Consider the following 21317-nt stretch of genomic DNA (forward strand, 5'->3'; position numbering starts at 1 on the left):
CTCATGAAAACAGCCACATCACAACTTGCCGCGCACATCGCGGGCGAGACCACCACGCTTGCGACCTGTTGGAAGGTCACGCGCAAGGACGGTGACGTATTCGGCTTCACCGATTTCGACCGCGACCTGACCATAGACGGTATCGTTTATGAAGCCCGGACGGGTTACACGCGCTCTGCCATCCATACGATTTCTGATTTGTCGGTCGATAACCTCGACATCGAAAGCGCGCTGGACAGCGAAGCCTTAGCTGCGCCTGACCTGCGAGCTGGCATTTGGGATAATGCCGAAGTGCTGATCTTTCTGGTCAATTGGAACGCCTTGTCGCAAGGCAAGATCATCATGAAGCGCGGCACAATCGGACAGGTCGAGCTAAAGGACTCGATTTTTAAGGCAGAACTGCGCGGCCTGACGCAGGCGCTTTCGCAGCAAATCGGCGAGCTTTACACGCCCAACTGCCGCGCTGATCTTGGCGATACGCGTTGCAAGATCGATTTAGCTGCCTTGACGGTGGCCAGCGCGGTCACGGCTGCAGAAGATCGCTATGGATTCACCGACACCGCTCGAACCGAGGTTGACGATTACTGGACGGGCGGGCTTATCACATGGACAAGCGGTGCGAACGCGGGGCGCAAAATGGAAGTCCGCTCCTTCGCTGCGGGCGCGTTTGAATTGTTCCTGCCCATGCCGTCTGAAATCGCTGTGGGCGATACCTATGCCGTTCAACCCGGATGCGACAAGTCGTTCTCGACCTGCTGCACAAAATACAATAACGCCGCAAACTTTCGCGGAGAACCGCATGTCCCAGGCACGGACGCCGTTTTGAGTTATCCCGATGGAAAATAGCCCCTCTCGCATGGACGCGGTTGCCGAAGCCCGCGCATGGCTCGACACGCCGTTTCATCACCAAGCCTCGGTCAAAGGGGCTGGCTGCGACTGCATCGGGCTGATCAAGGGCGTTGGGATGGCGTTGAATCTGGTCGATTACGATCCGGCCTCGCCACAAGCGCAGGCCTTCGCCAATTATTCCATGCTGCCCAACAGCCGCCGCATGCGCGAGGGTTTGGCCACATGGCTGGTCGAAATCCCCGTGGACGAAGCGACGCTGGCAGACATCTATTTCATGGCGTGGGGGCGTGAGCCGCAGCATGTGGCGATCATCACCGATAAAGGCATCATCCATAGCTATTCCGGCGTTGGCAAAGTCGTCGAGCATGCACTGGACGAAAGCTGGCGACGTCGGATTGTGGCCGCATACCGTTACCCTGTTTTCTCCGAAGGCGAATAAATGGCCGTTCTTGCTCTTGGTCTTGTTGGCGCAGGTCTGACTTCCGCCATCGGGATTGGCGCGTCCATCGGCTGGATGGGCGGGGTCGTTCTCGGCAACCTGTTGTTCGGCGGCAGCAAAGGATCGAACACCGAAGGTTCGCGCCTAAGCGATTTATCGGTTCAATCTTCCACCTATGGCGGCACGATCCAGCTGGTTTACGGAACCATGCGCGTGTCCGGCAACGTGATCTGGTCGACGCCACTCAAAGAAACCCGCCATGTCCAGACCCAACGCGGCGGCAAAGGCGGTGGTGGTGGAAGTTCAACGCAGACGACCTATAGCTATTCGGTGTCGTTCGCCGTAGGTCTGTGCGCTGGGCCTGTTTCGACAGTTCGGCGCGTGTGGGCGGACACGAAGCTCATTTACGACGCGACAGCCAGCAACACGCAGGCGACCGAGAAATATCCCGGTGTAATCCGCATTCACACTGGTGCGGAAGACCAACAACCCGACAGTACGATGGAAATGCATCTCGGTTCCGGCAATGTGCCGGGGTATCGCGGACTTTGCTTTCTGACCTTTACGGATTTGCAGCTGGCCGACTTCGCCAACCGCATCCCGAATATCAGTGCGGAAGTTGTGGCCTCCGGCGCGATGGATTGCGACGCGGTTATTTTGCCGAGACTATCCAGCATGTACCGCGAGGGTGGCGTGATCGATCCCTCGCGCGGCGTTTTGCTGTGCGTCAATTCGACGCGCGCCTTCAAATACGATCTCGTCAACAACACGCTGGCGCTCAATGTGCCTCTTGTCGATGACGTGTATGGTGATCTTCGAGGCATCGATAGCGAAGGCTACCTTTATCATGCGACCGATGCCTATGGCGTTGGGATGCATCTATGCAAACGCAATCCCGACACGATGGCCGTGGTCGCCAAGACGACGAAGCGCGTGGACTTCAGCGTCAGCGGGTTCGTACTGGGCCACAAGATTTTCGTGCATCGCTCGCGCAAGGTCTATGACCTTGACTTCGGGCTGGTCGCCGATCTGTCCGAGTTCTTCCCTTACGCCAATGAAGCCCCCATGTGCGCGGATGGCAGCGGTCGTTATTGGCAAGCCGCCGCCGACAAAATCCGCCGCGTGGAAGTCGATATTCTGGGCAACGGCGACGTGGCCGAATGGGATGTCTCGGCTTGGACGGGTGGGCTGCGCCCCAACATTATCTTCTGGGACGACACGACGGGGCATTTGTTCTTCAAGATCAATCAGTTGCACCGGATCGTCAAATGGCATCCCGACAACGGGTTCGCGGCCTATGTGGATGGGGTCTCGCTGGCAGTCGGCTACACGATGCAGGACGATTATGCGTTTCCGCAAAAGGGACGCCTTTGGGCGACGAATGACCTGACGGCGACACTGGTCGATCTCGTAAGCATGCGGGTCGAAAAGACCATCAATCTTATGCCCTATATGCCGACGTCGGCCACGCACTTTTGTGGCTGCTACGAGAAGTTCACCCACAGCGCCATCATCATGACCAATGAGGGCGAGGTCAAATATCCGTTGGAGCGTTACGGCTCTGATAACGTGGCTTTATCGTCCATCCTTACGGACTTGTGCGAAAGGGCGGGCCTAAAACAAACCGACATCCTGACGAACGAAGTCAGCCAATTGGTGCATGGTTATGTGATGAGCCGCCGTGCATCGGCGCGTGACGCCATCGAGCCTTTGCTCGGCGCGTACTTTATCGATGCTGCTGAAACAGACGGCGTGCTGCGCTTTATCCCGCGCGGGCAGGATTTGGCGGCCACGATCCCTTACGACGATCTTGGCGCGGTGGAGGGAACATCGAATGATAATCCGCTCCGCGTGACCGAAACCCGCACGCAGGAGCTTGAGCTTCCACAACGCATCGACCTGACCCATTACGACCCCGAACGCGACTATCAAAGCAACACCCAAAACGCTGCCCGCGCCAGCAACGCCGTCACGACCAAGGATCAACAAACGGTAGAGCTGTCCATCGCCTTGTCGGCGGACGAAGCGGCGCAGATCGCGGACAAGACGCTGACCAGCGCGTGGATCGGGCGGAACCAGTTCGAGTTTAACCTGCCGCCCAAATGGCTGCGGCTTGATCCCACGGACGTGATCGACGTTCTATTGCCGGATGCCACGCTGGCTTTGCGCCTGACGCAAGTGGACTTCGGTGGCAACAACATCGTGGCCTGCAAAGCGGTGGCCGAGGACGAGATCGCCTATACGTCCAACGCCAAGGGCGCTGGCGTGCCGATTGCATCTAACCCGATCCCCATTTCCACGCCGATCTCGGCCTTGGTCATGGATATGCCCATGCTGCGGGCCGAGGATGATGGGCTGGGGCTTTATTACGCCTTGGCGCTTAAAAACAACGGGACGGCCAGCCTTTACAAATCGCCTGACGCGCTGACATGGAACATCATTGGAACGGGGGAAGCAGCTCCGGCCTATGGTTGGGCTTCGAGCGTTCTGGCCGCTCCTCTCAGCCCATGGTCGTGGGATGAGACGAATACGGTACAGATCGCGCTTTCCCACGGCACGCTGGATAGCAAGACGGCGCTGGAAGTCCTCAATTGGAACAATGTCGGCATTCTGGGCGACGAGCTGATCCAATGGAAAAACGCCACTCTGTTGGCCGAAAACCTTTACCAGCTTTCCGGTCTTTTGCGCGGGCGGCGCGGCACGGAATGGGCCACAGGCATGCACAAGATCGGCGACCGCTTCGTGGTTCTAGCCACGGACGGCTTTTATCGCATGGCGATGGCCGCGACCGAGATCGGGCAACTTTCTTATTATAAGGCCATCCCGTCCGGCGGGGATTGGGACGATGCAGCACAAACCAGCCTCAAATACAATGCGGCCAGCCTGCGGTGTTTTTCGCCAGTCCACGTTAAAGGAACCCGCGATGGTTCCGGCAACCTGACCCTGTCATGGATCATGCGCGCGCGGTGGAATGGCGAATGGCTCGACAGCATCGACATCTCGAACTACGAGGCCACGGAAGCCTATGAGATCGACATTTTGAACGGCGACACGGTGGTGCACACGCTTTCCGCCACCACGACCAGCGCGACATACAGCGCCGCGGATCAGACAATCGATTTCGGCGCGGCGCAGAGCGTCCTGTCCATCGCCATTTATCAGATCAACAGCACCATCGGGCGGGGCACGCCCGGAAAGGCCACGGTTTAAGCCATGACGACAACCCCAAACCTTCTCATCAACCACATCGCGGCCAGCCAAGCCCAAAAGGAAGTGACGGCCAACTCGGCTTTCGACGCCTTGGACAAGGCGCTGTGCCAGTTTACAAGCCTAGTGGTGGCCGATGCCAATCTGGCGCTGACGGACGCGCAGATGCTCGGCAACATGGCGGTAAAGTTTACAGGAGCCTTGACGGCGGTGCGGACGATCACGGTTCCCGCACATCCGAAACTGCTCTGCGTCGAGAACGGCACGACGGGCGGTTACGCGATTTCTGTTAAAACGCCATCCGGCACAGCCGTTTCCGTCGGTAGCGGCGAACGTAGGCTGCTTTATTGCAACGGAACAGATTTTTCTGTCATGGCTGAGGCTGGCGTGGCGACGCCCTATGATGTTGGCGGCAGCTATGCAGGCAAGCCAGCAGGAAGCGCCGTCATCATGCGCTTTCCCATGCCTCGCGCCGTTCGCTTTCTTTCCGGCATGCCTCAGAGCAAAGGCGTGGCCGCAACGGCGGCTACAGCGGCGGTGGCCTTTTCGATCCGCAAGAACGGGGCTGAGTTTGCCTCCATGATCTTCGCGGCCTCTGCTACCAGCGCCACATTCACATGCCTAAACACCACCGACTTCGCGGCTGGCGACATCTTGTCGCTCGTTGCGTCGTCTTCGCCCGACGACACGCTTTCCGATATAGGCTTCGCGTTGGCGGGCATTCGCCTTTAAGGAGGATTTATGGCTCTTCGTTTTATCGACGGTTTTACCCATTACACAACCCGCGACCAGTTTCTTTACAAATACGCGGAAGTGGGATCGAGCAGCTACGTCTCCATCGACGTCGGGCGACGGTCGGGCAGCAAGTGTGTGCGGCTTTACTCAACCTCCGGCTACATCACCAAGACGCTGGACGAACAGGCAACGTGGGTTGTCGGGGCCGCCATAAAGATTGAGGCGTTGCCTTCCGGCAATGCCGCGCTCTTCCAGTTCCGCGACAACACAGGCAACGCGCAGGCCACGCTTTGTATCACAACCACAGGGGCGCTCATGCTGGCGCGTGGCTCGACCAGCGGTACGGTACTGGCGACTTCCGGCAGCGCGTTGCCGGTTGGCGCGTGGAATTATGTCGAAGCCAAGTTGACCATCGCCGACAGCGGCGGTTACTTTGAAGTCCGCGTCAACGGACAGAGCTGGGCCAGCTACACGGGTGACACGAAATACTCGTCCTCGCTTGCCACGGCCAACTCGATCAAGATGTTTGGCCTGACGCCTGCCGTGGTGGCCTATTACGGCGATCTTTACATCTGCGACGGCACGGGAAGCGTGAACAAGGATTTTCTTGGCGATGTGCGCGTGGACACGATCTTCCCCTCTGGCGCGGGCGCAGCGGCACAGTTTACGCCGACGGGCAGCGCGAATAATTGGGAGAATGTGGACGACGCTTCGCCGGACGAAGATGCGGGCTACAATGTCAGCGATACGGCGGGGGCTACGGACAGTTTCGTCTTTGCGGACGTCACGGCCTTAAATGCCTCGGTGTTCGGCGTTCAAGCGAACATTCTGGCCCGCAAGGACGATGCGGGAACGCGAACCCTGCGCGGCATTGCGCGTGTTGCTGGAGCCAACTACGAAGGCGGCGATCGGTCGCTTTCGGACTCTTACGTCGATCAGCGGCAAATCTGGGATCTTAATCCGGCAACCTCTGCGGCATGGACGGAAAGCCAGATCAACGCCGCCGAATTCGGCTACAAGGTGCAAGCCTAATGTTGCGCGTAACGCAAAATGCCGTTGAGGTCGTCCGCAAACCGACAACCGCCAACATGCGCGTGACGGCCTGCGCAACGGAGGTTTTGCTCCGTCCGGCCACGCGCTTTGCACATGCAAGCCAGATCGCTATCGAAATCCTGCGCGCGAACGCCGCGCCGCCAACGGAAGATGAAATCCGGCAACCCCTTGTCATCATCGTCGCAGGATAAGCCCATGCCCCAAACACAAACGGAAAGCCTGCCCAATAGGCGGGATCAGGAGAGCTTTGCCATGAGTCCCAACGAACAGATCGAATATTTCCGCAGCATTGGACGCCTTGAAGCGCAAGTCGCCGCGCTGGTCAGCGCCGTCACCGAGATCAAGGCCAAGATGGATTGCATCGACTCGCGCCTTGATCAGCTTGACCGTCTCGCCAATCGCTGGAAAGGCGGCTTTGCCGTGATCCTGACGTTGGGAGCCATCGCCGGATTCGTGCTCGACAACGTCCTGCGCTGGTGGACGAGCAAAGGGTCTTAAGCGCCGCCACATTTCCACCCCAGCCGCCGTTCCCAAGAACTGGCGGTTTTATTGTGCCTTAACGAAAGGACTGAAAAGATGACAAACAAGACGCTTCCACGAGGAATTCGCAACAACAACCCCGGCAACCTGAAAAAGACGGAAACGAAATGGCAGGGACTGGCTGAAACCCAAACGGACGAGAAGTTCTTCGTGTTCAGTACGCCGATCTACGGGATCCGCGCGCTGGCCCGGACACTGATCTCTTATCAGGTCAAACACGGCTTGCGCACCATCCGACAAATCATTGGACGTTGGGCTCCTACTTCCGAAAACGATACGGTCGCTTACATCAAGGCTGTTTGCGAAGGCTCTAGGTTCGGTGCAGATGTTGAGCTAGATATGCACAAACATGAGCATTTGAAGGCCCTGGCTGTGGCTATCATTGGTTTTGAGAACGGCCAGCAGCCGTACACGGCTGCGCAGCTTGACAAGGCACTGACGTTGGCAGGCGTGGAGCCTCCCGCTAGGAACCTGCAACAGTCCCGCACCGTAAAGGGCGGAAAGGCCGCTACTGCGGCAACGGTGGGTCTTGGTGCCGTCAACGCCTTGCAGGACAGCCTTGCGCCTGCGCGCGACACACTTCAAACGCTCGTTCCATATCTCGACGCGGCCAAGTGGTTGCTTTTGGCAATCACACTCATCGGCATCGGCGTGATGGTCTGGGCGCGTATTGACGACCATAGGAAAGGCCTGCGCTGATGTGGACGATCCTCACAAGCTGGTTTTCCAGCAACCTTATCAAAATCATTGGCTGGGGCACGGTTGCTGCATCTGTGGCCGCCGTCCTCTTCGGCGCGCGCCAATCAGGACGCACCGCAGAACGCTATGACCAACTCAAGAAAATCACGGAGATCAAAGATGCCCAACTTCGCGCCGCGATGGATGCTCCTCGCACTCGCGCTGACCTTGTTAAGCGCCTGCGGGACGGCAAGTTCTAACCCCGCCTGCGTTTGTCCGCCGATTAAGGAATATAGCCGCGAGTTTCAGAAGAAACTTGCGGACGAAATTGAATTGGCTCCTGCAAATGCGGCATTTCCAGAAGCCCTCATAGACTACAATACTATCAGGCAACAATTACTGAAATGCGACTAAACGCATTATGAATACTGCGTCAATAACCCCGAAAGCGTGGTATTCGCCCTCACGGCATCATGTGGCACAATCAAGTAGCGCCAAGGCTTCCCGCCGTTCTCCGTTTCATGCTTTGTCGCTGCCTCACACCATTTGACGGCGGCACGGGCTTTTTGTTGAACAGCGTCGGCATCAACCTCATCGGCACGCTTGGTTTCGATAAGAAGCTTTTCTTTGGATGTCTCGACAACGAAATCCGGTTCATAGCCGTCGTTATCGTTGGTATAGATTTTGACGTCATTGCGCAGGGGCTTAAACCACTTCAGAACATCCTTTTCATCTTCCAGTAAAATGGCCATCTGCCGTTCGGTATCAGAATCAAACTTCTGTTGCGGATAGAGGCATTTCGAGAAGCCCTCAAACACCATGCCGCGAATATCGGAAACATTGGTTAGCGTCTGGCGGAAGTTCCTGACTTTCTCTCCCGCATCAATCGTTACAGCCCCCATCTTGGGTTGCTCAAACCCGCGCGTTACGGAGGCGTGAAAGTCCGTGTAGCCAAGCTTCACATGCGCATCCATCTGCGCGTGGATCAAATCGGCCAGTTTGGTACGGTAGAACTGAACGACATTCTTTGCTTTTTCTGCATCGCTGCTCAAATAGGAAGCGACATACGCAACCATCTGCCCCGACAATTTATAAAGCAGATCAGCGTGGTCATCGTAGGAAATGTCATCCTTATCGATAAGAACGGCGACAATATAATCTTCGAGCCGCGCTTCTTGGCCGATGGTTTCGCCCTTGGCCATCTGTTCGCGTTCAGAGGTGCGTAAATGCTGGATCAGGATTTTATCTTCAACTGGCTGCAAGCGCGGCAGGTCTTTTGTGTCGAGATCAAAATCCGTGAACTCGTAGCTATCGGCCCCGATAGGCGTTACCGTCACGCGCGGGATGTCGATGGTGTTCTGGACATAGGCCTCAATCTGCCTCCGCACGATGCTTTCGACGTTGGGCTTGTCAATGATAACGTCGAGCGTTCCTTGGGCAGGCGCAATTTTATCCATCACACGATCAACGATTTTCTTTTGCGTCTCCGGCTTCAATAACTCGCGAGAACTTGGCAACCGTTCAAAATCCTTGATAACCTCAAAAGACGCCTTGGCAATGGGGCGTTCTGCTTCTGTGAACAATGGCTTCTGTTCCGGCTTTACCGGCGCTTCCCCTGAAACCATCAACTCGACATTAGATTTAATCTCAACCGCTTGTTTAGGTTTTGCGGCAATGTCTTTGCCGATCACAACTCCCGCACGGATGATCGAGTGCTGATCGTTTGCCTCGCGGATGATCTCCTCAAACCTGTCATGCGCCACAATGGTCAAACGATCCACGGCGGCAACACCTGTACGCCTGCCATAGGGCAGACGAAGACCACGTCCAATGGACTGTTCAACAAGGGTGCGCGAATTGGCGGCGCGCAACGGCACAATCGTGTAAAGGTTGGTGACGTCCCAACCTTCTTTTAACATGTTAACATGAATGACGATTTCTGTCGGCTCATTAGGGTCTTCGACGGCAAGCAAACGTTGAACCGTTTCGTCTTTTTCCTCGCCACGTTGAGCCGAGTGAACGGTAATCACGCGATCTTTATAACGCCCGTCGAAGAACGCATCCGACTTAATCATAGCCATAAGGTTTTCGGCATGCGTTGTATCCTGTGCCACAACGAGAATGAACGGCTTCACATAGGGCCGATTGTTGTTGTCAGCATAGACCTTCAGCTCGGCCTTTGCGTTTTCGTGGATGCAAATGGCGTCTTCGAGCTTGATCTTTTCCAGCTCGTCTTCCGTAAAATTACGCGGGTTAAAATTCTCGCGCGTCGCAACCGCTGGTTCCTTCACGTAGCCATCTTCCATTGCCTTATAGAGAGGATAGCTGTAAATGACATTCTTGAACGGAATGGCCTTTGCGCCATTTTCGATTTGCGGCGTGGCCGTCAATTCAAGACCGAGAACAGGGTTCAGTTCATTGAGCGCCCGAATGCCCGCCGAAGCGCGATAGCGGTGCGATTCATCCATCAACAGCACAAGATCGTCGAGCTTAGACAGATATTCAAAATAGCTCTCACCCAGATATTCCGAAAGTCGCTTGATCCGAGGTGAAGCCCCGCCGCGCGTCTCGGTGTTGATCTTTGAGATGTTAAAAATGTTGATGTGGATATTGTCAGCATGGCCCAAAAGATCGGTTCCGCGAATGCCGCGCCCGCTTTCGTAATTATCGCCCGTGATGATTTCCGGCGGTGTAATGGCGAGTTCCGCAATGCCCTGAAAGACGTATTTCGGCGTGTTTGGCGTAAAATCGGCGATCAACTTGTTATAAATGGTCAGGTTCGGGGCCAGCACAAAGAAATGCTTCATCCCATACGCGAGATGCAGATAGGCAATAAAAGCCCCCATCAACCGCGTCTTGCCAACGCCCGTAGCAACGGCGAAACAGAGCGAAGGAAAATCGCGCTCAAAATCCTCGACCGACGGATATTCAGAAGCGATGGTCTTCAGCGCTTCCGCCACATCACGGTCTTTGTCGAAAGAGATAATCTCCGCCACCCGCGCGAGGATTTCGAGAGACTCCTTCTGCGGCGTGCGGAGAGACAGACGGTTTGAAATGGCATTGAGATGACGGTTCATGGGGATTATCCTAAGCTTTCTGTACGTTGACAGGCTTTATAATTTCCTGCTTGCGATCAATAATTTTCCGGACGTTATCAGGAATGTGATAGACAACACTTTTTCCTTGATGTGATGCTGTTAAAACACCCTTGTTCGTCAATCCAATGATGACGTTCTTATAATGTGTAAATTCCTCTGGCCGTCCCAAAAGCCCATGATATTGATCCCAGTTAAGTTGCCCCGTGCGTGTATTCTTGTTTACTAAATCCAGCATAACAACTCGCTCATCAGCATTTAGAGTTTTTAGTATTTGCTGCATTTGCTTGGCTTGTTGGTGACTGGCCCAAGCATCTTTTGCTTTATGAAGGCCCCATTCAATAGCTCCGGCGATCCCAAAAGCGATAAAAATATACCCAGTCCAAGTATAATCCGATGTGTCATTCGATGGAGCAAAAACACACAGCGCCGCCCCTACAAAAAGATAGTGCAAGGGCTTGTTTAGCTTATTCCATATCAATGAAATCCACTCCATCGACTATTCCTTTCCTTATGCTTCCTCATCTCCAAACAAAGACGGTTCTTTAGATTTCGCCTTCGCACGAGCCTTGGCCTTTTCCTTGCGAGGCGTGGGGATGTCCACTTGCTCTTCCTCGGCCAAGGGGAGGTTTTGGACGTTGAGGCTGTAGTCGTCGTGGCCCCATTCGCATTTGGTAAGAACGGCACGGGGGATTTTACGGAGGGTTAGGTTTTCAAACGCATCCGCTTTGCCTCGGAAGGCGGAACAGCAAATAAGAAGACTGCGCTTGTCGCCCACTTCTTCGGACAAGGCGGCGAGCTGCGCCTGATCCAGCGTTTGCGTTGTCACATAGATGAAGTCGGTCTCGGTTGAATGGCCTTGCTGCCAATAGATTGTCTCGGACGGCGCATAGGTAAAGCCCATCAGCTTGCACATCGCCTGTGTCAGCATGGCGGGATCATAGTCTTTGTTGATGACCGCTTGGCCGTATTTGTCCATCGAGATAAGCGATGGAGCCAACGCGTAATAGCGGAATCCACCGCCGCCCTTCCAACCCACAGCTTCGGTTATGCCGCCCTTGTCTTCGCCATCGATCACCTTTTTGAGGCGCGGAATGATATGCGTATGGCAATGCTCGCCGAGTTCGATCATGATCCACCGCCGCCCCATTTTGTGAGCAACCGCGCCCGTCGTGCCAGAACCAGCGAAGGAATCGAGGACGAGATCACCCGGATTGGTGGCCAAGAGAAGAATCTTTTGCAGAAGCCTCTCTGGTTTTGGTGTCCCAAATAGGTCGGTAACTTTTACGTCAGGAAATAGGTTCTTTAGCTCGTATTTTGCCTGTCTGTTGTGACCTGTTTCTTCAAGGTCAGTCCATAAGGTTGAAGGAGGGAGCCCCTCCATATCTGCGAGATAAGTGCGACGAATAAGGCGTGTATAGTCAGGCGAATAGCGAATCTCACCGGTTTTCATTTTCTCTTCAATCGTTTCACGCGACCAACGCCATCCATTGGGCGGATGCTTGATCTTATTTCCTTTCGGGGTAACAATATCGAACTGCAAATTGGTTCTTAGTCCGGGATTGTTTACTGGGTTTCCATCAAACCATGCTCCCCTTGGATCATTGTCTGGATTCTTAAAATGTTTTCTCTTATTCATATCGTTTAGAAATTTGGGCGACCAATCCGGCTCTTTTGCATAGATGAGAACATCATTGTGATCGAGAGAGAATTTCGTGACATTATTGTTGCTGTTGTCAGAGGTGCGCCAAACAACGTCTGAAATAAAACAAGAACGCCCAAACACCTCGTCGCAAAGCACCTTGAGATAGTGGCATTCGTTGTCGTCGATGGTGATCCAGATTGAGCCGTCTTCGGAGAGAAGGTTGCGCAGGATTTCAAGACGATCGCGCATGAGGCCGAGCCAGATGGAATGTTCCAACCCGTCATCGTAATGAGTGAAAGCCGAGCCGGTGTTATAGGGCGGATCGATAAAGACGCATTTGACCTTCCCCGCATATTCCTGCTCCAACGCCTTAAGCGCGAGCAGATTGTCGCCAAAGATCAGCTTATTGTCGAACAAATCATGATCCGTAACGCGCTTCTCCGCGTGATACGACTTTGTATCATCCTCCAACAAAATCCGAGGCTCCAACCGAGGCCTCTGATCCTTCCCAATCCACGTCAGTTCCAGCTTTTGCTTTTTTGTCATTGTTCACTTTTTCCAGATTATAGGGTTAGGTTGACAGCCAAATAACAATCAATCCTGCAATAACAGCCACAACAATTTCTCCGATCCATGAGCATAGTAACGACCATGTGCGGATAATCCAAATGGGTTTAGCAATTTTCGTTGCTACGGAGGTATTAGCGGTAGGTTGGCAAGGAGGTTCTACCGAGACGCATTGATCGATTGCGGGAAGATCAAGGGATAGGGTTCTCAACCAAGCTACAAACTCTTTTGGTTTTACGCGGCTGGCGTAAAAGGACTTGATGCGTTCTTCCTCAGCAGCTTTCTGATCGCAATCGAACAGGTGATCGTTAAAGTCGTGCAGTTTCAAGTCTTGTGTACGCTGTGCATCTAGGATATAGCCCATCAGTCGCTTAACGCGGGGCTTATATCGCAAGAAAGCAATCTTCTTTTCTTCTTTCGTATTGCTTTGATGCCCGAGGACATAAAGCAAAGCATCCGTCATTTTCCAAAGGGGCTCGGTTATCCGCTGTACAAATGTTTTTTGATCTATCGCAGGAAAATTCAGATTCTCTTCTTTTCGAGAGTGTTGAGACAGACCGTAGTATTGGATTTGATTTTCTAGTTCGTCATATATCTGCTTAGGAATTTGTATGCCGGTTCGTTCAGCCCAGATAAGAAAGCTTACCGTATAAAATTCTGGGGTCTTCTCCTTGTCTTGCTCAAAGGATTCAAAGTCGTAGTCCTTCACATATGCCTCGATTTCGCCTTTCTCTGCGGCCTTTAACGCACCGGCGAAACAATCCGCAGACTGCTTGTCTTGTCGAATAATCTCTTCTAACTTCTGGAGACCCACTGCCGTCTCACAGTACCTATAAAACAAATCGTTAAGTTGTTTTGACCTGTGCGCATCGTCGTCAAATTCAAGATGGAGGTACAAAACCAGCGCGGGCAAAGGCAGATGGTCGGGAACGGGAATTTTTCCCGCGCCCTCTGAAAGAAACCTTTCGATCATTAATTCTCTCATCCCTTCACTTCCCATGTGTCCGCTCATTATTCTCCAGCAAAATCCGAAGTTCCAACCGAAGTTCCCGATCCTTCCCAATCCACGTCAATTCCAGTTTTTGCTTTTTATTAGTCATTTTTTTGATGATCCAAGTTTTCTGATGGGTAGAGAAGAATGCGAAAATCCCTGTCGATATTTTTGAAAGCATCTCTCATAGCGGCATATCTTATTTCGTATTCCTGATTATAGGATTTGGCTGGTAGATCTGTTTTTCCCCCTTCACCCAACCAAGCATAAACTAAACTCATTGTCTCGATTAAACCCTCTATCGACGACCTTAGCTTATCTCCAATAAATATTTTGTTTGATGTGTAATTTTCATAAAAAGAGAGCAAGGGTGTTTTGGCATCTTGATGCGCCTTTTCAAGCTTCAGTTTTTGATAGGCATGAAATCTATAACTATATTCCACATTTCTGACTCTGGCCTTCTCCTCTTCTGAGAATGCTGCCTGTGCCAAAAACTCATTCAATCGTTCTAATGAAACATCCGTGCAATTCTCAATAGGTTTCAGTTGGAGGGTGCGATAATAGATTTCTTCGAGCTTGCGCTGCGCCATTGAGAGATCGTTCCAAAGCTTCGGAAGCATGCCGAATTCAATGTCATGAAGTTTTGATAACCGATTAAAGGTAGAATCTATACGAAGATTGAATTTGCTTTGTTGTTCCTGAAATTTTGCATCAAGCCCCATTTTCCCTAGAACCAAACAAACAAAAATGACAAACACAAGAATTAGAACAACATAAATGCCATATCTCTGAATTTCTTGATTTATAAAGATTTGAATTATTGGATTAAGCGTCTCCGTCATAATAGCCTCCATTCCACACAAAACAGCGGCGTCACTTCGTGCCTGCTGTCCTGCAGTTGCCGTTCTAATTGATTAATAAGCTCTTCGCGCCTTGCGTCAATTTTATCTTGGCTCGTGAAAAGTTCATGTCGTTTTTGGGAGCGGCGTTTTTCGAAGGCGGCTTTTTGTTTTTGGAACGCCAATTTTTCCGCCAAACTAATCAATTGCTTAGATTGACGGTCGGCCTCGCGGATGTCTCGGTCGAGCTGCTTCAGTTCAATCTCAAGACCGGTCTTCAAGTCCTCGGCCCAACGGTCGAGCTTGTCGAGTTCCTCTTCAAAATAGCGGTGATTGCTCACTTCCGATTCGTTTAGGAGGGCTGCGACACGCACTGAACGATCAGCTTCCGCCGCATTCTGGTGTGGACAGGTGGAAAATTCTCCCTCGACCGAGGCCGAAAGCAGGAAGAGCTTCTCGCCAAATTCCTGCGGCAGGATTGCGCCGGTTTCGTCGCAAGTGATGAAGATCAGGGTTTCGGTTTCTTCGAAGGTTTTGATCGTCAGCTTGTCGAGCCAGAGCCATCCCTGTTTGCCGCGCTGCTCTTCCAGCAACGCAATCTTGTGCGGATAGGAGGAAAGGTCAAAAAGCAATGTTGCCGAAGGCGTCTCAAGCTCACGCCCCTTTTGAATAACGCGCTCCCCCATAAGATCGGACATGCGATAGGGATACCCCGTCACCGGAACCTTGGAGGAACCGCGCTTCGGCGTTGCAAGAGGATCGACCGGCTCGGCGGCCTTGGTTTCCAGATAATGATAAATGGGCGTGCGGTCACCATCGCTTGGCCTTTTCCCACGCGCGATGAAGGCGGCATCGTCGCCGAAGATCAGCTTTTCATCGTTGAAGAAGAACATCCCGTCATAGATGAATTTCGTCAGCTCCCAGAAATGATGCGTGACGGTGTCGATGCGCTTTTTTGTCGCCTCCATGCTGAACTTCAGATGTTTGGTCACGTCCTCGTCGAAATGCTCGAACAGCATGGTGCGCGTTTCGGCGATACGGCTTTGGATTGGCTCTTCCATTTCGGATTGAAGTTGCGTGAAGGCTCGTTCAATCTCTTCCGGCCTGCGGCAGGTTTCAAAAATCTCCAGCACGCGCTTTTCAAAGTCTATGCCGGACTCAACGCGGCCAAGAACCTCATCCGAAGCACCGAAAACGCCGTCGAAAAGCTGAAACTTCTCTTTTAGCAATTCATAGATGCGCTGATCGGCCAGATTGTCTTTGTTCAGAAAGTTGATGACGACCACATCGTGCTTCTGGCCGTAACGATGGCAACGGCCAATGCGTTGCTCGATGCGCTGCGGATTCCAAGGCAGGTCGTAATTGACGATGAGTGAGCAGAACTGGAGATTGATGCCCTCGGCGGCGGCTTCGGTGGCAATCATCACCTCGGCATGGTCACGGAAGAAATCGACCAAAGCCATGCGCATATCGACGTTTTTCGATCCCGTAATGCGGCCTGTCTCGGCGTTTTTGTCGAGCCAAAACGCATAAATGTCTTTGGCAAGATCGTCCGTGTTCTGGCCGTTGAAGGTCACGATTTTGCCGCGATACCCGTTGTCTTCCAGATACTCTTTCAAATAACGCTGCGTGCGGCTGGATTCCGTGAAGACAAGAGCTTTGCGCGCACCACCAAGTTCCCCCATGCGAGCGAAGCCGGTTTGCAGCGATGTTAAGAGAGCCTTGGCTTTGGTTTCTATCTTGATCGAACGTGCTAGGGCTTCGAAACTGTTGATCTGCTCAATCTCGTAATTCAGTTTTTCGATGTCGATGTCTTTATGCTTGGGTGGGGCGGCTCGTTCTTCTTCCTCGCCATCCTCGGCATATTCGATGTCAATGTCCTGATCGGCTATAAACGCGCCACGCAGGTTCAGTTTTTCTTCCTTGCGGGTCTCGCGCATTTTCTCAAGGCGTGCTTTGATCGTTTTCAGCGTACCGACAAGCGCGAAGGACGATGAAGCGAGAAGTTTGCGGATGATGAGGACGACCAGTTTTCTTTGAGCCCACGGAATGGCGTAGGTATCTTGCTGGAGGAGAAAATCGGAAACTTCGTCGTAGAGCCTTTGTTCCTCGACAGATAGTCTGAACGGCTGTGTTATCGCTTCGCGGCGTGTGTAACGGATATATTCCAAAACCTGCCGCCGTAATGTGCGTTGAACAAACGGTGCGAGACGGGATTTCAGGTCGTCAATGTTGGGATTGCCGTTGACATACGCCGTTTTGAACGTGTCGATCCCGCCAAAAATCCGGTCGTCGATCAGCGAGGCAAGGCCGTAAAGCTCCATGAGCGAGTTTTGAAGGGGCGTTGCTGTTAAAAGCACCTTTTTATGATCCGCCAAGGCCGCCTGAATATTGCGGCCCATTTTATTGTCTTTCTTGAACAGGTTTCGAAGCTTGTGGGCTTCGTCGATCACCACCAGATGCCACGGCATAGCCTTCATCTGCTCGGCATAGCGATTGGCGAATTGATAGGAAACGATGACAACACCCGCAAAATCGAAGGGATCGCCATTTTGGCAACGCTCCGCATAATTGCTGCTTTCCAGTACAAGCGTGGGGAGGTTGAACTTTTCTTCCAGCTCAATCGACCATTGGCGGCGCAGGACGGCGGGACAAATGACGATGAGTCGCCGCTTATGTTCGGCCCATAGCTGGCAAAGCAAGATGCCGGCCTCAATGGTTTTGCCGAGGCCGACTTCGTCCGCCAGCATGACCCCCTTGGATAGGGGGGATCGAAGCGCAAAAAGCGCGGCCTCAATCTGGTGCGGATTAAGGTCTACGGCGGCGTCAAAAAGCGAAGTTGTAAGGCGATCAACAACCGCCGAGGCTTTCTTGGTCGAAATCTCGTGCGCAAAATACTTGGCGTGATAAGGGGTTAGGACTGCTTTCGAGCACCTATTTTCTGCCCCAGATTGTTCTTCGTGTGCTCTCATTCATCCAGTCTCTGATTCGTAAAGCCATCTACCCCTCCAGTTGAGAAACCTTAAGCCATAACGACAATAAAGGATAGCCGAATGTTTCTAAAAGCCTTGTCTTTTAGTGAGTTAGATCTTCAATCCACCTGTTGTGCCGTCAGGAACATTGCCTTTTCAAGGGCGGCGAAAAACTGCTGATAGGGCTGCGGATCCTCGATGGCAGTGATGTTGTACTGGGCGTTGGCGCGGACGATAGTCTGGGGCGTGCCGCGATCACGGACGCTGACGGTCATGCGCATGGCGTAACCGTTTAATTTTGTTCCACTTACTGTGCCGAGAGTGGCGTCGGCCTTGTCGATCACAAAGCCCAGATCTTGAAGCGTGGCGATGATGGTGCGCAGGGTCTTGGCCTTGTCGGTCGTGTCGAAGGCCCGGCTTTGCATGCTGCGCAGCGCCACTTGGCTTTCGGAGGTCTGAAGAACCTGATTACGGCTGTCTGTCTGGCATGCGGTCAGAAGCAAAAGGACCATAAAGGGAACTGCTACGGTCTTGATCGGATGGCGGGACATTGGCTTTCCTTTTGTTTCAATGCGTTAGATTTCGTTGGCCGTCAGGAAGACCGACTGCGAGAGCTTGTCGAAGAACTCCTGGTACAGCTTGGGATCGTTAAGCGGCTCAGTCGTTGAGACTTGCCCCTGATTGTTCCAAACCACGCGCTGGAAGGTCACACGCGCGGCGGTTTCCTTGTCGGCCACGGGGCGGGTGATCAGGCTGACGCGTATTTTCTGCTTCTCGTCATAGATCACGGGCGTGCCGATCATGACCCTCAAGAATATGACGGCGGCGACCTGTCCGGCCTCGGTGGCATCCCGATCTTTCGAGCCGACGACCACACCAAGGCCCGTTTCGCTTTCCTCAAGATTGAAGCCCAAATCCTGTAAAACCTGCGCGCCGGCCGACAGGAGCTTCTTTTCATCCTTGGTCTCGAACCGGCGGGTTTGGGATTGGCGCTGCTGGAGGCTTTCCTGCGTCAACTCCAGTGCCTCCTTGGGCACCGTTTGGGCACAGGCGGACAGGGACAGCAAAACAACAAGACAGAGGGCAAGTTTGCGCATCATGGCCCCCTTAAAAGCTGGAGGAGCGATAGGCGTAATCACGCACTTTGCCCGCTTCATCGAATTTCACGATAATGGTGAGTGTCCGTTGGGTCGTGCTGGAAGCGCCCGAACCGCTGCTCATACCGCCGCCAAGGCCGCCCAGCAGCCCCGCGCCGCCCGTTGCGCCAGCTCCGCCAAACACCAGCCCGAGGCCGCCGGAGGACGTGGAATAGACCTTTTCGGTCGAAATCTTGTCATAGACCCAGCTTTCCCGGCGGTTTTCATCGGTCGTCACCATGTTCGGGGATCCCAGTACCTCGACGACTTCTGCCGACGTCATGCCCTTGTGAAGCTCCCGCTGGGCGGCAGCGACCGTCAGGCGGCCCTTGTCTTGGTTGGAAACGTCAGCGCGGTGATCTTGGGCGGAAGCGCAGGCTGCCAATGGCAGGAGTAAGGCGCATAGCAAAACTTTGTTCATGGTGTTCTCCAGCGGGTCAAAGAAATCTTTCGAATTGTCTTATCACGCTGATGTGCCAATTCCGGTCACATTGCCCCTTGGCGGGCCGAGGTTTTTTGTGGCAGAGTAACAGCGAGAGCAAAACGGAAGCCATTCCCATGCGATTTGAAAAAGCCGAAGACTTGCTGAACCTTGCCTTTGCCATGCAATCGAGCGCCGATGGCGTTTCGCTGGCCGACATTGAGCAGATGTTCGAGGTTTCGCGCCGGACAGCCATGCGCATGTGGGACGCCGTGGTGCGGGTTTATCCGCAGACGGAGGAGAAGACCGATGCCTGCCGTATCAAGCGCTGGCGCATTCCTTCTGCGACAAATGGGCGACATTTGGCCCTGACGCCCGACGAACTGGCGACCCTCGACATGGCCGCCAAGGCCTTTAACGGGCGCGGGCTGCGCCTTCAGGCCAAAGCACTGCGCTCCCTGTGCGGCAAGATCAAAAGTTTTCAGAAGTGCGAAGCATCACGCCGGATTGAGCCAGACCTTGAGGCTTTGATTGAGGCCGAAGGCCTAGCTGCACGTCCAGGCCCGCGGCCCAAGATCAAGGTCGAGCATCTTCATGCCCTACGCGAAGCGATCAAGGCCTGCCAGATCGTCGAGATTCTCTATCGTGGCAAGGGAAAGAAAGAGGCTGAGGTCAAACGGGTTGCACCTTATGGGTTCCTCTACGGCCACCGGCATTATCTCGTCGGCGGCGGCACGGAGAAGGGGCGCGAAACCTCTCGCTACCACTTCATCCTTTCGCAGATCGAAGATGTCACCATCACAAAGCAGGGCTTCCGCCGCGATCCTGCCTTCAACATTCAAAGCTATGCCGAGGAATCCTTTGGCATCTGGAAGGAAAAGCCTGTCGAAGTCGTTTGGAAATTCACGCCGCGCGCCGCTGAGGCCGCCCGTGATTTCGTGTTCCATCCAAGCCAAAAAATCAGCGAAGGCAAAGACGGCTCCATGACCGTTCGCTTCAAGGCAGGCGGCATGCTGGAAATGGCTTGGCATCTCTATATGTGGGGCGATCAGGTCGAAGTCGTCAAACCCGCCGCGCTGCGCAAAATGGTAAACAGTCACGCGCGGAAGTGGGAAGGCTTGCCCTAGGTGATCGTAAACGAGGTTTAAATGTGTAACGCCTATAATCATCCATCATACTGTACCTGTGGTTGGGGTGGATGGACTTCTTTTGCCCGCCCATCAGATAAGGCCGGCAACGCCGCTGTAAATTTTTGGCGGTCTGCGTGGTCTTCGGGCCGGTTGGCAAGATACGAAACTTACACATGCCCCAATTACACTTGCTGGATATGCGGTGCCAAGGTGTTCTTCTATCACTCTCCTTTCGGCGGGCGCGTTTTCTTTGACGAACTTGGGCCGCCTTGGCCTCGCCATGCTTGTTTCGCAAAAACCGATTCCGCTTTTATCAAAGCCCCAGAGCCATCTGGCTATATTCTTCCAAGCGCAGCCCCTGCCTTTTGTCCCGCCGCCTGGAGTCGAGACGGATGGGATCCAATCGAAATTATCTCGTCCGCTCTTAGTGACAAGAAAGAGGATCAAGATTTTTATATGCTAGAAGTGCGCCGCGTCGCTGCGGCAGAGGGAACCTTGTGTCTAGGCGCGCACCTCAAGAAAAACATTGCGCGCGATACGCCTGTTTTTCTTAGAGAAACAGATATGATTGGCGTTTATGAAATCGATTATCTTGACGCCGAAAACCTAAACGGTTCCGGCGAGCGTCTCAAAGCCTATCAAAACGCGAATAGCGCGGCGGCTTATGAATATTGGCAGTTGGCAACCCTGGATAATGATCCCAAAGCGCAGAACTATGTCGCTATGCTTTTGCTTTTTTACACGCCTTTCAGATTTCTTAAAGGCGTTTCCGTTGATGACGCTCCGTCTATCATGGAGGCCAGATATTGGCTTGAAAAGGCAGCTAGCGGAAACGCCATTGAGGCTGTTTGTAATTTGAAAAGGCTCAATGAAAGACAAATGGAAGGGAAACCGTTCTTCCGCTCGGAATATCAGTTGGATTGAGCCTGCTATGGGAGGGGCGAACAACCGCTCTTGGGCCCACGTCATTAAGGGGTAAGGTTGATAAAAGGTTTCTCTATCGTTTTCATCCAACCGCGC

The 21317-nt window shown here is 53.4% G+C and carries 20 protein-coding genes; 11 read left to right on the forward strand and 9 right to left on the reverse strand.

Translation table 11 applies throughout. From position 1 onward, the window contains the following. Window positions 1-3 precede the first annotated feature (3 nt). The 9 genes from IPI58_04805 (at window position 4) to IPI58_04845 (ending at window position 7761) form a co-directional block, all read left to right on the forward strand. On the forward strand, window positions 4-846 hold the full coding sequence (locus IPI58_04805; protein ID QQR69968.1) for a DUF2163 domain-containing protein: 843 nt from the start codon (window positions 4-6) through the stop codon (window positions 844-846). Further along, window positions 836-1288, forward strand: coding sequence for a peptidase P60 (locus IPI58_04810; GenBank protein ID QQR69969.1), 453 nt, complete (start codon window positions 836-838; stop codon window positions 1286-1288). The genes IPI58_04805 and IPI58_04810 overlap by 11 nt, the downstream gene beginning before the upstream one ends. Beyond that, window positions 1289-4498, forward strand: coding sequence for a phage tail protein (locus IPI58_04815; GenBank protein QQR69970.1), 3210 nt, complete (start codon window positions 1289-1291; stop codon window positions 4496-4498). A gap of 3 nt (window positions 4499-4501) precedes the next feature. Continuing rightward, a complete protein-coding gene (locus tag IPI58_04820) occupies window positions 4502-5227 on the forward strand; it encodes a hypothetical protein (protein ID QQR69971.1) in 726 nt (241 codons plus the stop codon). 9 nt (window positions 5228-5236) lie between these two features. Then, on the forward strand, window positions 5237-6262 hold the full coding sequence (locus IPI58_04825) for a hypothetical protein (protein ID QQR69972.1): 1026 nt from the start codon (window positions 5237-5239) through the stop codon (window positions 6260-6262). After that, a complete protein-coding gene (locus IPI58_04830) occupies window positions 6262-6474 on the forward strand; it encodes a hypothetical protein (GenBank protein QQR69973.1) in 213 nt (70 codons plus the stop codon). Before IPI58_04825 ends, IPI58_04830 begins: the two co-directional genes overlap by 1 nt. Window positions 6475-6478: 4 nt before the next feature. Then, window positions 6479-6781 carry a hypothetical protein gene (locus IPI58_04835; protein ID QQR69974.1) on the forward strand — a complete coding sequence of 101 codons (303 nt, stop codon included), beginning with the start codon at window positions 6479-6481 and terminating at the stop codon, window positions 6779-6781. 78 nt (window positions 6782-6859) lie between these two features. Continuing rightward, window positions 6860-7522 carry a structural protein P5 gene (locus IPI58_04840; GenBank protein ID QQR69975.1) on the forward strand — a complete coding sequence of 221 codons (663 nt, stop codon included), beginning with the start codon at window positions 6860-6862 and terminating at the stop codon, window positions 7520-7522. Beyond that, the gene (locus IPI58_04845; GenBank protein ID QQR68194.1) at window positions 7522-7761 is read left to right on the forward strand and encodes a hypothetical protein; all 240 of its coding nucleotides are present in this window, start codon (window positions 7522-7524) and stop codon (window positions 7759-7761) included. Before IPI58_04840 ends, IPI58_04845 begins: the two co-directional genes overlap by 1 nt. A 159-nt stretch (window positions 7762-7920) precedes the next feature. Here the strand turns inward: IPI58_04845 and IPI58_04850 are convergent, their stop codons facing one another. The 9 genes from IPI58_04850 to IPI58_04890 all read right to left on the reverse strand — a co-directional run bounded on the left by IPI58_04850 (window position 7921) and on the right by IPI58_04890 (window position 19167). Beyond that, window positions 7921-10578, reverse strand: a complete 2658-nt coding sequence (locus IPI58_04850; GenBank protein ID QQR68195.1) for a DEAD/DEAH box helicase family protein — start codon at window positions 10576-10578, stop codon at window positions 7921-7923. Between the two features lie 10 nt (window positions 10579-10588). Next, window positions 10589-11092, reverse strand: a complete 504-nt coding sequence (locus tag IPI58_04855; GenBank protein QQR68196.1) for a super-infection exclusion protein B — start codon at window positions 11090-11092, stop codon at window positions 10589-10591. A 15-nt stretch (window positions 11093-11107) separates the two neighbouring features. Continuing rightward, entirely contained in the window at window positions 11108-12787 is a 1680-nt protein-coding gene (locus IPI58_04860; protein ID QQR68197.1) for a site-specific DNA-methyltransferase, read from the reverse strand. Window positions 12788-12812: 25 nt separating this feature from the next. Further along, complete coding sequence (locus IPI58_04865; protein QQR68198.1) at window positions 12813-13808, reverse strand: hypothetical protein; 996 nt, start codon at window positions 13806-13808, stop codon at window positions 12813-12815. Window positions 13809-13900: 92 nt separating this feature from the next. Then, on the reverse strand, window positions 13901-14641 hold the full coding sequence (locus tag IPI58_04870) for a hypothetical protein (GenBank protein QQR68199.1): 741 nt from the start codon (window positions 14639-14641) through the stop codon (window positions 13901-13903). Further along, a complete protein-coding gene (locus tag IPI58_04875) occupies window positions 14638-17610 on the reverse strand; it encodes a DEAD/DEAH box helicase family protein (GenBank protein ID QQR68200.1) in 2973 nt (990 codons plus the stop codon). The genes IPI58_04870 and IPI58_04875 overlap by 4 nt, the downstream gene beginning before the upstream one ends. Before the next feature lie 119 nt (window positions 17611-17729). After that, a complete protein-coding gene (locus IPI58_04880; protein QQR68201.1) occupies window positions 17730-18161 on the reverse strand; it encodes a hypothetical protein in 432 nt (143 codons plus the stop codon). Between the two features lie 24 nt (window positions 18162-18185). Beyond that, window positions 18186-18707, reverse strand: coding sequence for a hypothetical protein (locus IPI58_04885; protein ID QQR70046.1), 522 nt, complete (start codon window positions 18705-18707; stop codon window positions 18186-18188). Window positions 18708-18717: 10 nt separating this feature from the next. Beyond that, on the reverse strand, window positions 18718-19167 hold the full coding sequence (locus tag IPI58_04890) for a hypothetical protein (protein QQR68202.1): 450 nt from the start codon (window positions 19165-19167) through the stop codon (window positions 18718-18720). Window positions 19168-19304: 137 nt separating this feature from the next. On the opposite strand from IPI58_04890, the gene IPI58_04895 reads away from it, so the two are divergent. Then, window positions 19305-20294, forward strand: a complete 990-nt coding sequence (locus IPI58_04895; GenBank protein QQR68203.1) for a WYL domain-containing protein — start codon at window positions 19305-19307, stop codon at window positions 20292-20294. 21 nt (window positions 20295-20315) lie between these two features. Then, on the forward strand, window positions 20316-21221 hold the full coding sequence (locus IPI58_04900; GenBank protein QQR68204.1) for a sel1 repeat family protein: 906 nt from the start codon (window positions 20316-20318) through the stop codon (window positions 21219-21221). Window positions 21222-21317: the final 96 nt, after the last annotated feature.

The organism is Alphaproteobacteria bacterium (assembly GCA_016699305.1).
In the GTDB taxonomy this organism is placed as follows: Bacteria; Pseudomonadota; Alphaproteobacteria.